This window comes from Gordonia otitidis (assembly GCF_020735545.1).
Lineage (GTDB): Bacteria > Actinomycetota > Actinomycetes > Mycobacteriales > Mycobacteriaceae > Gordonia > Gordonia otitidis.
In genome coordinates, this window is record NZ_CP085974.1 from 139,398 (window position 1) to 151,500 (window position 12,103).

The following is a 12,103-nucleotide window of genomic DNA, read 5'->3' on the forward strand; positions in this document are numbered from 1 at the left end:
TCACCGTCGACGACGTCCCGTGCCGAAGATGGCGCGGCTGAACTCGCGCCCGGCCTGGCTCGCGGCATTGCGCAGGAAGCTCTGCATCGGCTTGCTGGTCAGTATCTCGGTGATCATGCCCGGCTCCTCGGGCGCCGGAGCCGGTGCCCGAGGCGGCGTCGGCACCGGTTCGGGCGCCGGCGCGTCGGGCGACTCGTCGGGGGCGAGCATCTTGGCCGCGAGCTTTTCGTAGGCCGACTCGTTGTCGACCGGCGTCCCGTAGTGCGCGTACAACGGACTTGCCTTTGCCGCAGCGGTGATGTCAGTTGCTGCAACGGCTTCCATCGACGAGCGCGGCGCGCGGATCACCGTCCACGCAACCGGGGTCGGCGCACCCTTCTCCGAGAGCACGGTCACGATCGCCTCACCGGTCCCCAGCGACGTCAGCGCTTTGTCGAGCGCGTACACGTCGGACACCGGGTAGGTCTTGACCGTCTTGGTGAGCGCTTTCTGGTCGTCGGGGGTGAAAGCGCGGAGCGCGTGCTGGATGCGCGCCCCCAGTTGGGAGAGAACGTCGTTCGGGATGTCGGTCGGCAGTTGCGAACAGAAGAACACGCCGACGCCCTTGGAGCGGATGAGCTTCACGGTCTGCACCACCTGCGCGACGAATGCTTTGGACGCGTCGTTGAACAGTAGATGCGACTCGTCGAAGATGAAGACGAGTTTGGGCTTGTCGATGTCGCCGACCTCGGGCAGAAACTGGAACAGATCGGCGAGAATCCACATGAGGAAGGTCGAGAACAGCACGGGATTGGCCGCTTGGTCGCCCAACTCGAAGAGCGTGACGATGCCGCGCCCGTCGGGGGCGAGACGCAGCAGATCGGCGGGTTCGAGCTCGGGCTCGCCGAAGAACGTATCACCGCCTGCCGCTTCGAGATTCGTCAACGCGCGCAGTATCACCCCCGCTGTCTGGGTCGAGACGCCCCCGATGCCCTTCAGCTCAGGCTTGCCCTCGTCGCTGGTCAGGTACTGGATGACCGCGCGGATGTCTTTGAGATCCAGTAGAGGCAGCCCCTTCTGGTCGGCCCAGTGAAATATCAGCCCCAGGGTCGATTCCTGAGTGTCGTTGAGCCCCAACACCTTGCTGAGGAGAATCGGCCCGAATGCGCTGATCGTCGCGCGCACGGGGACACCGACACCCTCGGACCCGAGAGAGACGAACTCGACGGGGTATGCGGTAGCGGCCCAATCGTCACCTGTCTGCTGCGCGCGCGCCGTGATCTTGTCATTCGATACGCCCGGCCGACTGAGCCCGGACAAGTCGCCTTTGATGTCGGCCATCACCACGGGCACACCGTTGGCCGAGAGCTGTTCGGCGATCAGCTGCAGCGTTTTGGTCTTGCCGGTCCCCGTCGCGCCGGCGACGAGACCGTGGCGGTTCATCATCGCCAACGGGATGCGGACCTTGGCGGCCGAGTCGACCTGACCGTCCACCGAGACCGTGCCCAATTCGAGTGAGGTCGAGGTGAATTGGTATCCCTGCGCAATCGTTTGGGCTGCCTGGGTGGGATCGGTCATGAGCACGTCCTCTCGGAAATCACATGGATGGCCGAGCGCACGCACACAGCCACTCCCCGTCGGTGTCTCGATGCAAACTGATGATGTACAGCAGACAATAGTCGGTGCGTCGAGTTGGCTATGGTTGACAGGTGCAGGACAAATTGGTGTGGATCGATTGTGAAATGACCGGGCTCGACCTCGAAAAGGACAAACTGATCGAGATCGCCGCTCTTGTCACCGACAGTGACCTCAACATTCTCGGAGACGGCGTCGACGTGGTCATTCACGCCGACGACGCCGACCTCGATTCGATGCCCGACGTGGTGACGAAGATGCATGCGGATTCGGGACTCACCGAGGAGGTCCGGCAGTCGACGCTCACCGTGCCGGAAGCCGAAGCGATGGTGCTCGAGTACATCCGCAAGCACGTGACCACTCCGGGCGCGGTCCCACTTGCCGGCAACTCGATAGCCACCGACCGTGGATTCATCGCCCGCGACATGCCGGAACTCGACGCGTATCTGCACTACCGCATGGTCGACGTCAGTTCGATCAAGGAACTGTGTCGTCGCTGGTATCCGCGCATCTACTTCAATCAGCCGGAGAAAGGCCTCGCGCACCGCGCGCTCGCCGACATACGGGAGTCGATCCGTGAGTTGCGGTACTACCGTGCGGCTGCGTTCGTTCCGCAACCCGGTCCGGACGTCGACGAGCTCGCGGCGATCGTCTCCGATCTCGGACCAGCCTGAACGTCCAGGTCACAGAACCGATTGGAGTTCGGAGCGTTCGAACCGCTAGAGTATGACCTTGGCTCTGGGACCCAGTGTTCTACCTGGGTTTCCGACGCCGATGGTGAGCGTAGTTCAGTTGGTAGAGCACCAGGTTGTGATCCTGGCTGTCGCGGGTTCGAGTCCCGTCGCTCACCCCGCAGGTCACGAAGCCCTGCCCACCCGATCCGGTGGGCAGGGCTTCGTGCGTGTGCTGCACCAGCGGCTTCGGGTCCAGCCGTCTGTGGTTCGTTCATACGAAAGTCGAGACCTGAATCGATGAGTCTGCGCGAACGGCCGGCGCACCACATAACCTCCTGCTCGGGGAGTGTGACGCAGTCGTGCGCCAGCTCTCGATGACGCGCGGCCGCCGGTCGCGCGATGAACCGGATCGGGGCTTCGATGCGTAGTTTTTTGACAGCGACGGCCATCGTCGGTGCAGTGGCCGGCACCTTCGCTGCCGCGTCAGCAGGGTCTGCAGCAACGGTACTGACCGTGGCGGGAAACCAACTGGTGGTGCGCACGCCGATGAGTGAGGAGCTGCGAGGCCAGCTGTGCCTGCCACCAAACGTCTGCACCGTGGTCGCCTATCCGTCGGCCTCGATCGGTTCGGTTGCACTGCAACAGGGCGCGGTCAACCTGCAGAGTGCAATCGCCGCAACATCGGGCAAGAAGATCGTGATGGCCTATTCGCAGGGCGGGTTCGTCGTCACGATGTGGCTCAATGCCCACGCGCACGCTGCAAGCGCTCCGAGTCCCGACGACCTGACGTTTGTCGTGTTCGGAAATCCCCAGCGCGGCGTCGGCGGTGTCTCCACGGCAACGGGTGGAGGCTCGACACCCACCAACACCGCGTACCGGATCATCGATGTCAGCAGGCAGTACGACATGGAGTCCGACTGGCCCGACAACCCCGGCAACCTGCTGGCCGTCGCCAACGCCGTGGCCGGCTACCTCCTGATACACACCGACTACACCGACGTCGACATCAACGATCCGAACAACTTGGTCAAGACGGTCGGTAACACCACCTACGTGCTGGTGCCCACAGCCGACCTACCACTTCTCGAACCGCTGCGCAGACTCGGCCTCCACGCGATCGCTGATCAACTCCAACCCGTCCTCAAGCCGATCGTCGATTCCGCCTATGACCGCAGCGGATTCACCCGCGAAACCACTCCGGTTCTGCCGCTGCCCCCTCAGCAGGGCGCCGCCAGCGCCACGACGACCGAGCGCACCATGACCACCGCCGTCTCGAGCGCCACGGCGACCTCACGCGTCGCATCGGCGCCGGCGGCCGGTCCAACGACCCTCACGGCGACCGCTCCGACGGACTATTCACTGACCCCACCAACAGCGGGATCACCGGTCCCGGACACCACGACCGCTGAGAAACCGACAGATACAACCGCCCACAGCCGCCCAGCCGATACCGCGGTCGGCGACGAGTCCGACTCGACGACGACGCATCCTGCCGACACTGGCGGACCGACGTCGTCGAGTTCCTCGTCGACCACTGATTCGGGCGACGCCACGACGCCCGAATCGGCGGGCCACGGAAACCCGGAATCGTCCTCCTGACACGAGCCCCTCGGATTTCCGACGGAACCTCGCCGTAACACGATCGTTCACCTACATGCTCTACGATCTGCATCCGTGCTGGAAGATCTGAACAAGGCTGCCAAGAAAGCGGGCCTACACGTCGCGCCCGGAAAAAAGAAGGACACCTACTCGGTGCGTAAGTCGAAGAGCGGCAAGCTCATCGCCAAGAACATCGACGCCGACGAGGTCAAGAAGATCATCAAAGACCGCAAGTGATTGCGCGTGCCGCCGCAACCGGCAGGCGCTGCGTTGCGGACTCCCGTGGCTGCAGGACACACCCGGTCAGCTCAGGTGCGCCAGTTGCCTCACCAACTCGTCGTGTTGCCCGGACTGCTCGGAGAAGCGCAGCGGCTTGACCCGCTCGACGAGAATCTCGCGGTCTGCTGCGGGCAGCAGCGACATCACCTCGGTGAGGAACTCGTCGAGCGGCATGGCCCACTCCGCTTCTGCTTGACCGGGCATGAGATCGGTCTGTACGGCGGGCGGTACGAGCTCCAGGACGTCGATACCTTTGTCCGACAATTGCATTCGCAGGCTCTCCGAGAGCGAATGGATGGCCGCCTTCGTGGCGCTGTAGGTCGGAGTGCCCACCATCGGCGTGAAGGCAAGGCCCGATGACACCGTGATGAACGTCGCCCCATCCTTGCCCGTGAGAGCATCGGTGAAGGCGGCGACGAGGCGCAGCGGACCCATGATGTTGGTGTCGACCTCGAGCTCGGCGGTCGCCAGGAAATCCGGGGTGGTCAGATCCTCCGGACGCATGATCCCGGACATCGCGACGACGACGTTCACGGCGGGAAAACGTTGGATCACCTCGGCGGCAGCTCGATTCACGTCGTCGGTGTCGGTGGTGTCGATGCGGACGGTCGCGATTCCAGGATTCTCGGCGGCGACCTGATCGAGCAGCGCCGCGCGTCGCCCTCCGATGATGACCGTGTTGCCCGCCTCGTGAAGTCGCAGTGCCAGTCCGAGCCCGATGCCCGAGGTGGCGCCCGCGATGAAGATGGTGTTGTCGCTGATGTTCACTGTCGTCTCCTCGTATGCGTGTAAGCCTGAATCCGGTGATCCGTGGACCTGTCGACGGTCAGTGAGAGCCGGCTGGTCGGGGATTCCGTGACATCGAGTTCACTCCTGATGCGACGCCCCGACAAGGCACCGGGTATCCCGGGACCCATGATCCCTGGTTGGCATGCGCTGAATGGGTCACCCTTGAATGATGAGTGAAGCACCTGTGCCCTCCACGAGAGTCCGGTGAGCACCGTCGACCGCGTGGGCCTCGCCGAGTTCCTCAGACGTCGTCGCGAAGCCCTACAACCCGCCGACGTCGGACTCGGCGCGGGACAGCGCCGACGAACACGCGGACTGCGACGCGAGGAGGTTGCGACGCTGGCGGGCATGTCGGTCGACTACTACACCCGGTTGGAACAGCAGCGTGGGCCGCACCCGTCGGAGCAGATGCTCACCGCGTTGGCGCGGGCATTGCATCTCACCCTCGAGGAACGCGATCATCTGTACCGTCTGGCCGGACACAGCGCACCCGACCGCTTGAGTCGCGACGACCATGTGTCCCCCGGCATGCTCCGCATCATCGACCGGCTCGCCGACACTCCTGCCATGGTGGTCAACAGTGCGGGCGAGACCCTCCTGCAAACACCATTGGCGATCGCACTCGTCGGTGACGACAGCGTGTTCACCGGGTTGAATCGGTCGATCACCTATCGCTGGTTCACGGACCCGGGTACTCGTGCACGCTTCCTGCCCGAGGATCACGCACTGCACGCTCGTGCGCATACCGCGAGGCTGCGTGAGGCCGTCACCCGTGGTGGATCGCAGTCGCGAGCCGCAACGGTTGCCGACGCACTGCTCGTCGAGAGTCCCGAATTCGCCGAGTTGTGGCACCTGCACGACGTCGGCACCCGGCTCACCGACACGGACAAACGGATCGTGCACGGTTCGCTCGGAGTCATCGAGGTGCAGTGCCAGACATTGCTGGATCCGAATAGCGTGCAAGCACTTCTGGTCTACACGGCGGTTCCCGGCACGCCCGACCATGAGAAACTCGCGATGCTCGCAGCGTTCGCCGACTGAGCGTCGGCCATGTGGCCGTTACGAAGACCCGAAGGCATGCACCAGATGCCGAGATCGTGGCGTCTCAAAGACTGCGGGAGATGATCTCCTTCATGATCTCGTTGGTGCCCGCGTAGATCTTCTGCACCCGCTGGTCCGCCCACATCCGTGCGATCGGGTACTCGTTCATGTACCCGTAGCCACCGAATAGCTGCAGACATTCGTCGGCGACAGCCATCGCGCGCTCGCTTGTCCACCACTTCGCCATGGCGACGGTCGGGATGTCGAGCCTGCCGTCGAGGTGCTTCATGATGCAGTCGTCTGTGAACACACGGGCGATCCGTGCCTCGGTGGCGACCTCGGCGAGTTTGAACTTGGTGTTCTGGAATCCGAAGATCGGCCGCCCGAACGCGGTGCGGTCCTTCGTGTAGGCAAGCGTGTGTTCGAGGGCGACCTCCATCCCCGCGGTCGACGCGACCGCGATGATGAGTCGCTCCTGCGGCAGTTGCTGCATCAGTTGGATGAAGCCCTGGCCTTCTTCGCTGCCGAGAAGATTCGACGTCGGCACACGAACCCCGTCGAAGAACAGCTCCGAGGTGTCCTGGCCACGCTGTCCGACCTTGTCGAGGACGCGTCCTCGGCGAAAGCCCGGGCGGTCGGCCTCGACGAGAACCAGCGAGATTCCTTTGGCACCCTCGCTGACGTCGGTCTTGGCCACGACGATGATGAGATCGGCTTGTCCACCGTTGGTGATGAACGTCTTCGAGCCGTCGATGACATACTCGTCGCCCTCACGGATCGCCTTGGTCTTGACGCTCTGCAGATCCGAGCCGGTGCCGGGCTCGGTCATCGCGATGGCCCCGACCACCTCTCCCGACGCCATCTTCGGCAGCCACGTGCGCTTCTGCTCCTCCGACCCGTAGGAGAGCAGGTAGTGAGCGATGATCCCGTTGTGCAAGCTCGCGCCCCACGACGAATCGGCGATGCGGGCCTGCTCTTCGATCAACACGGCCTCGTGGGCGAAGGTTCCGCCGCCACCGCCGTACTCTTCGGGGATCGACATGCACAGGAGGCCGAGGTCGCCTGCCTTGTTCCACAGCTCACGATCGACATGGTGCTGGTCGATGTACTTCTCGATATTGGGTTTGATCTCCTTCTCGCAGAAACTGCGAGCCAGATCGCGCACCGCTGTCAGGTCGTCGGTTTCCCAGGGAGAGCGCTCGCCCATGCTTTACACCTCGATCGTCGGCAATCAGTATCACTGACGATCGTAACAGTGGTTGGTGTCACGATGAGCGCTAGGCGTTGCCCTTCGACCAGACCTCCCACGGCACGTTCCAGTCACCGAGGCCATCGGTCCCCGACAATGTGCCACCAGCCGTGTTCTTCACGATCACGGGGTCTCCTCGGAGCGTGTTCTGCATGACCCAGAGCGCATCGTCCGGACTCAGATTCAGGCATCCGTGGCTGGTGTTGGTGTTGCCCTGCGCCCACACCGACCACGGCGCCGAGTGGAAGAAGATGCCGCTGTAGGACATCCGCGTCGCATAGTCGACCGGCGTCCGGTAGCCGTCGGCGGAACCGACGGGAACGCCGTAGGTCGAGGAATCCATGATGATGTGGTCGTGCTTGTCGGAGACGAGGTACACACCGTTGTCGGTTTCGGTGCCCGGCTTTCCCATCGAGGTGGGCATGGTGCGGATGTCCTTACCGTCGCGGTTGAAGACCACCTGCTTGGTGCGGTCGTCGGCGGTGACGATCATGGAACGCCCGACCTTGAAGTCGGCCTTGAGGTTCTCCTGCCCGAAGAGGCCGTCGCCGAGGTCGATTCCGTAGGTGTTCACGGCGACCGAGACCGCGGTCCCCGGCTTCCAGTAGTCCTTGGGCCGCCAACGGACCTCGGTGTCGCTGATCCAGTAGAAGGCCCCCTCAACGGGAGGATTCGCGGTGATCGAGATCGCCCGCTGTGCGGCCTTGCGGTCGGGAATCGGTTCGTCGAACTTGACGGCGACCGGCTGTCCGACGCCGACGGTCTCACCGTTCGACGGCGTGAGGTACGCCTGTGTCAGATTTGCCGGCGCCCTGGTGGTGAAGGACACGCGCTTGGTGCTCGTCCCGCCGACACCCTTGGCGTCGGCCTGCACGGTGTAGTTGCGGCCGTAGCCCAGGGGTTCGGCGCTCGTCCAACGCGTCGCGTCCTCGCTGAGCGTGCCACGCAGAGGTGTGCCGTCCACCTTGTCGATACGCACGTTGGTCAGTGCACCCTCGCTGGCCTGCACCGTGATCGGTGCTCCCGGCTGAACGCCGACAGCCTGATCGACCAGCGGCCGCTCCGCCCATTCGGTGATCTCGAGGCCCGGCATGAGCAGGTCACCGAAGAGCGCCGAGCTCTGCACATTCTCGGAGTACTTGGCCGTCTGCGAGCACGAACTCAGCAGTGCGGCCACGGCAACCATCAGTCCGACGATCATCAAACCGTTCCGCCGGATACGACCGTTCCGCATGTGACTCCTGCCCCAAGTTTCACCGAGTTGCGGTCCCGTGTGCGGAACCGCGGTGTGTGGATCAAATGACTGTGCGCGAGAGCGCGCCACCAGTGTACGAGATATGCCGATTGCCCGAGTCGACCGACATGGCCAGTTGACCCCGGGCGCATACCGGTCTCACCGAAAACGACGATCGCCCCGGCCGAAGCCGAGGCGATCGCTTGTCGTTGTGCGCCATCAGGGACTCGAACCCCGAACCCGCTGATTAAGAGTCAGCTGCTCTGCCAATTGAGCTAATGGCGCTTGCCGTGCGAGAAAGAACCTTACAGGGTCACTGCGTCAGAAGTGAAATCGCCTGCTCAGAGCCTCTTCTCGGCCTTTTCTCGCACGGACGATCATGCGTTGCCCTTCTTCCAGACAGCCCACGGGACGTTCCAATCGCCGAGGCCGTCATCACCGGGCAGCGGTGGACCGACGGTGTTCTTGGCGATGACGACATCGCCGCGGAGCGCGTGGTTGAGGAACCACTCCGCGTTGTCGGGGCTGACGTTGAGACATCCGTTGCTGACGTCGTCAACTCCCTGATCTCCCAACGACCACGGCGCCGAGTGGACGTAGATGCCGCTGAACGAGATTCGCGTCGCGTCGTACACGGTCTCGCGGTAGCCGCCGGGCGAACTGACCGGGACGCCGTACGTCGAGGAGTCCATGATCACGCTCGGCTCCCGCTCGGCCACCATGTAGATGCCGTTGTTGGTGGGCGTCGAATCCTTCCCCATCGACGTCGGCATCGTCTTGACGACCTTGCCGTCGACCGAGATCGTGATGTTCTTGCTCTTGTCGTCAGCGACCGCGACGAAGCTCCGACCCACCTTGAAGTTGGTGTCGAGGTTGTTGCTGCCGTAGACGCCGCCACCGAGGTCGATGCCCTTGATATTCGCGGCGACGTGCACCTTCGTGCCCGGGGTCCAGAAATGTTCGGGGCGCCAGCGCACCATGCTGTCGTTGAGCCAGTAGAACGCGCCCTCGACCGGCGGGTCGGTGGTCACCGAGATCGCGCGCTGCGCATTGAGCTTGTCGGTGATCGGGGTGTCGAAGTTGATCGCGACGGTCTGGCCCACGCCGACCGTCTCGTTGTCCTGGACCACCGACGACGCGGATGCGAGCGAATCAGCGGACGCCGTGGTGAAGCTGATCTTTCGCGCGCCGTCACCCTCGACGCCCTTCGCCGCAGCGGTGAGCGTGTAGTCACCGCCGAAGTCGAGCGGTTGGTTCGAGACCCACGTGCCGCCGTCGGGCGACACGGTGCCCTGCACAGGGCCGTCGGGCCCGGAGACGACGACCGACGTGAGGCTGCCGTTCTGCGCGGCGACCTTCACCGGTGCGCCGGGCATGACACCGACCGCGTGATCGGACATCGGTCGATCGCGCCAGCCGGTGACGGAGATCGTCGGCTGCGCCAACGACTGCAGAGCGGGAGCGTTGGTGACGGTCTCGGGGTACTCGGGTGATTGCGAGCAGGCCGCCGCGCTGACGACGACGAGCCCAGCTGCGGCCAGAGCACCTACACGACGTCCACGCGAACCCCGGGACATCCGTTCACCGAACCCACCCAGGAGACGGGCACGAGTCACGCGATCACCTTGCGGGCGACGATCACCAACACGACAGCACCCGCGACGGCCAGTGACACCTTGACCACGGGTTTGTTGACGAACGCGAGGGCCTTGGACTTCGCGTCACTTGCGAGCCGTTCCGGGCTCACCCGGACAGCGAGTTCATCGAGTGTATTGGCCAGGTCCTCGCGCGCCTGCACGATGTCCTGCTCGATACGGTCGGTATCGCCGGCCACAGTTGTCCTCCCAGACTGTCGAACTCCACTTGCGGACCAGCCGATCCGCGCCTTTCCGCATGACACCGCCGACGCGCGCGGGAACCGGAGCCGGTCACGAACGCGTCGACGGAGCAGACGATACGTCGAGACTACGTCATCACGCCGTCGTGAGCCTCGTCCCGCGCGCGGCCGCCGCCCCGATGCCCGGATTGCCCGACTGCGGGTCGATTACCCGGCCGACCTGCTTCATCGGTTAGCCTGACCCCCATGTCTGGCACATCCCGTCTTGCCGTCGGCGACACCGCGCCCGGGTTCACACTCACCGATGCGCACGGATCGTCGGTATCACTCTCGGACTACGAGGACTCCAAGGTCATCGTCTACTTCTACCCCGCGGCGTCGACACCGGGGTGCACCAAGCAGGCATGCGACTTCCGGGACAACCTGGGAGAACTGGCCGGTGAGGGGATCGCCGTCATCGGCATCTCCCCCGACAAGCCGGAGAAGCTGGCGAAGTTCGCCGATGCCGAGGGTCTGACATTCCCCCTGCTGTCCGATCCCGACAAAGAGGTCATGACCGAGTGGGGCGCCTTCGGCGAGAAGAAGCTCTACGGCAAGACCGTGACCGGAGTGATCAGGTCGACGTTCCTCGTCGACCACGGAACCATCGCGCTCGCGCAGTACAACGTGCGTGCGACCGGACACGTCGCCAAGCTCAGGCGCGACCTGTCGGTGTGAACGCCGACGCGTCGGTGGGTCCCCAGCCGCTGGTCCCCCGCAAGCGCCCGACGCAGGAGCGCAGCAAGCGGAAGTTCTCCGCGATGCTCGCCACGGCGCGAGATCTCTTGACAGAGGTGGGGTTCGAATCACTCACCTGCGAGGAGATCGCCCTGCGTGCCGGCGTTCCCATCGGAACCCTCTACCAGTACTTCGCCAACAAGTACGTCATCGTGTGCGAACTCGACCGCCAGGACACGGTCGGGGTTCGCGAAGAACTCACCGCGTTCGCGTCCGAGGTGCCGTCGCTCGAGTGGCCGAATCTGCTCGAGAAGTTCCTCGACCACCTCGCGACACTCTGGCGGGACGATCCGTCGCGACGCGCGGTGTGGCTCGCCGTCCAATCGACGCCTGCCACGAGGGCCACCGCGACGCTCAACGAGAGGGTGCTCGCCGAGCAGGTCGCCCGCCTGCTTGCCCCGTTGACGCCGTCGCAGACCATCAGGCGAGAGATGATGGCGCAGGTCCTCGTACACACTGCCTATTCGTTGCTGAGTTTCTCGGTACAGGACGGGCATGACCACTCGGCGACGGTCGACGAACTCAAGCGGATGCTCGCCGGCTACCTCCTCCTCGAGGAATCGACCGGGAACTGAGTCCCGCGGCGCAACGATCTCGCGCTGCCTCGCCCGCGGGCTCAACTCCCCTCGAGGATCGCCACTGCCGCAGCGGTATCCCCGTCATGCGTGAGCGAGATGTGCACTGTCGTATCCCGGAGATGCTCGGCGATCTCGCCTGACAATCGAATCGCCGGTCGGCCCCAGGTGTCGGTGACGACCTCGATGTCGCTGTGCCGGATCAGCGGCAGTAGTGGCGAACGCGAGAACCTGCTCACCGACCACGCCTTGACCACCGCCTCCTTCGCCGCCCATCGTGCGGCGAGATGGCGGGCGTCCTCACCCGTGCCGGTTGCCGCGTCGCGCCGCTCGCCCACCGTGAACCTCTCGACGAATGTGGTGCCCACCTGGTCGAGTTGGTCACCGAACTCCGGGATCGACACGACGTCGATCCCCACCCCGAGTACCGCCATC

General features: G+C 64.3%; 13 protein-coding genes and 2 tRNA genes. 7 read left to right on the plus strand and 8 right to left on the minus strand.

The window, feature by feature from the left end; all coding sequences use genetic code 11:
- A complete protein-coding gene (locus LK459_RS00660) occupies window positions 1-1,557 on the minus strand; it encodes a helicase HerA-like domain-containing protein (RefSeq protein WP_227921172.1) in 1,557 nt (518 codons plus the stop codon).
- A 131-nt stretch (window positions 1,558-1,688) separates the two neighbouring features.
- On the opposite strand from LK459_RS00660, the gene orn reads away from it, so the two are divergent.
- The 4 genes from orn (at window position 1,689) to LK459_RS00680 (ending at window position 4,124) form a co-directional block, all read left to right on the plus strand.
- A complete protein-coding gene (gene orn / locus LK459_RS00665; RefSeq protein ID WP_039994198.1) occupies window positions 1,689-2,288 on the plus strand; it encodes an oligoribonuclease in 600 nt (199 codons plus the stop codon).
- Window positions 2,289-2,391: 103 nt separating this feature from the next.
- Window positions 2,392-2,464, plus strand: a tRNA-His gene (locus LK459_RS00670).
- 244 nt (window positions 2,465-2,708) lie between these two features.
- Window positions 2,709-3,887 carry a PE-PPE domain-containing protein gene (locus LK459_RS00675; RefSeq protein ID WP_227921174.1) on the plus strand — a complete coding sequence of 393 codons (1,179 nt, stop codon included), beginning with the start codon at window positions 2,709-2,711 and terminating at the stop codon, window positions 3,885-3,887.
- 75 nt (window positions 3,888-3,962) lie between these two features.
- Window positions 3,963-4,124: a hypothetical protein gene (locus LK459_RS00680; protein WP_007239549.1), complete on the plus strand. Its 162-nt coding sequence runs from the start codon at window positions 3,963-3,965 to the stop codon at window positions 4,122-4,124.
- 66 nt (window positions 4,125-4,190) lie between these two features.
- On the opposite strand, the gene LK459_RS00685 is transcribed toward LK459_RS00680, so the two are convergent.
- Window positions 4,191-4,934 carry an SDR family oxidoreductase gene (locus LK459_RS00685; RefSeq protein ID WP_007239550.1) on the minus strand — a complete coding sequence of 248 codons (744 nt, stop codon included), beginning with the start codon at window positions 4,932-4,934 and terminating at the stop codon, window positions 4,191-4,193.
- A 225-nt stretch (window positions 4,935-5,159) separates the two neighbouring features.
- Here LK459_RS00685 and LK459_RS00690 point away from each other — a divergent pair, with 225 nt between their 5' ends.
- A complete protein-coding gene (locus LK459_RS00690) occupies window positions 5,160-5,996 on the plus strand; it encodes a helix-turn-helix transcriptional regulator (protein ID WP_227921176.1) in 837 nt (278 codons plus the stop codon).
- Window positions 5,997-6,060: 64 nt separating this feature from the next.
- On the opposite strand, the gene LK459_RS00695 is transcribed toward LK459_RS00690, so the two are convergent.
- The 5 genes from LK459_RS00695 to LK459_RS00715 all read right to left on the minus strand — a co-directional run bounded on the left by LK459_RS00695 (window position 6,061) and on the right by LK459_RS00715 (window position 10,313).
- Complete coding sequence (locus LK459_RS00695) at window positions 6,061-7,203, minus strand: acyl-CoA dehydrogenase family protein (protein WP_007239552.1); 1,143 nt, start codon at window positions 7,201-7,203, stop codon at window positions 6,061-6,063.
- A gap of 70 nt (window positions 7,204-7,273) precedes the next feature.
- Window positions 7,274-8,479, minus strand: coding sequence for a L,D-transpeptidase (locus tag LK459_RS00700; protein WP_007239553.1), 1,206 nt, complete (start codon window positions 8,477-8,479; stop codon window positions 7,274-7,276).
- A gap of 212 nt (window positions 8,480-8,691) precedes the next feature.
- A tRNA-Lys gene (locus LK459_RS00705) sits at window positions 8,692-8,764 on the minus strand.
- Window positions 8,765-8,856: 92 nt separating this feature from the next.
- Window positions 8,857-10,095, minus strand: a complete 1,239-nt coding sequence (locus LK459_RS00710; protein WP_007239554.1) for a L,D-transpeptidase — start codon at window positions 10,093-10,095, stop codon at window positions 8,857-8,859.
- Window positions 10,092-10,313 (minus strand): DUF3618 domain-containing protein, encoded by a 222-nt coding sequence (locus LK459_RS00715; protein ID WP_227921177.1) that lies wholly within the window; start codon window positions 10,311-10,313, stop codon window positions 10,092-10,094. The genes LK459_RS00710 and LK459_RS00715 overlap by 4 nt, the downstream gene beginning before the upstream one ends.
- A gap of 249 nt (window positions 10,314-10,562) precedes the next feature.
- Here LK459_RS00715 and bcp point away from each other — a divergent pair, with 249 nt between their 5' ends.
- Window positions 10,563-11,033 (plus strand): thioredoxin-dependent thiol peroxidase, encoded by a 471-nt coding sequence (gene bcp, locus LK459_RS00720; protein ID WP_007239556.1) that lies wholly within the window; start codon window positions 10,563-10,565, stop codon window positions 11,031-11,033.
- Between the two features lie 14 nt (window positions 11,034-11,047).
- Window positions 11,048-11,668, plus strand: a complete 621-nt coding sequence (locus LK459_RS00725; protein WP_039994203.1) for a TetR family transcriptional regulator — start codon at window positions 11,048-11,050, stop codon at window positions 11,666-11,668.
- Between the two features lie 41 nt (window positions 11,669-11,709).
- On the opposite strand, the gene acpS is transcribed toward LK459_RS00725, so the two are convergent.
- On the minus strand, window positions 11,710-12,102 hold the full coding sequence (gene acpS, locus LK459_RS00730) for a holo-ACP synthase AcpS (protein ID WP_039994204.1): 393 nt from the start codon (window positions 12,100-12,102) through the stop codon (window positions 11,710-11,712).
- Window position 12,103: the final 1 nt, after the last annotated feature.

Excerpts from the sequence above, each read along its gene's own strand:
- LK459_RS00660 (WP_227921172.1), bottom strand. The coding sequence starts at position 1,557 with ATGACCGATCCCACCCAGGCAGCCCAAACGATTGCGCAGGGATACCAA.
- LK459_RS00675 (WP_227921174.1), top strand. The coding sequence starts at position 2,709 with ATGCGTAGTTTTTTGACAGCGACGGCCATCGTCGGTGCAGTGGCCGGC.
- LK459_RS00695 (WP_007239552.1), bottom strand. The coding sequence starts at position 7,203 with ATGGGCGAGCGCTCTCCCTGGGAAACCGACGACCTGACAGCGGTGCGC.
- LK459_RS00700 (WP_007239553.1), bottom strand. The coding sequence starts at position 8,479 with ATGCGGAACGGTCGTATCCGGCGGAACGGTTTGATGATCGTCGGACTG.
- bcp (WP_007239556.1), top strand. The coding sequence starts at position 10,563 with ATGTCTGGCACATCCCGTCTTGCCGTCGGCGACACCGCGCCCGGGTTC.
- acpS (WP_039994204.1), bottom strand. The coding sequence starts at position 12,102 with ATGGCGGTACTCGGGGTGGGGATCGACGTCGTGTCGATCCCGGAGTTC.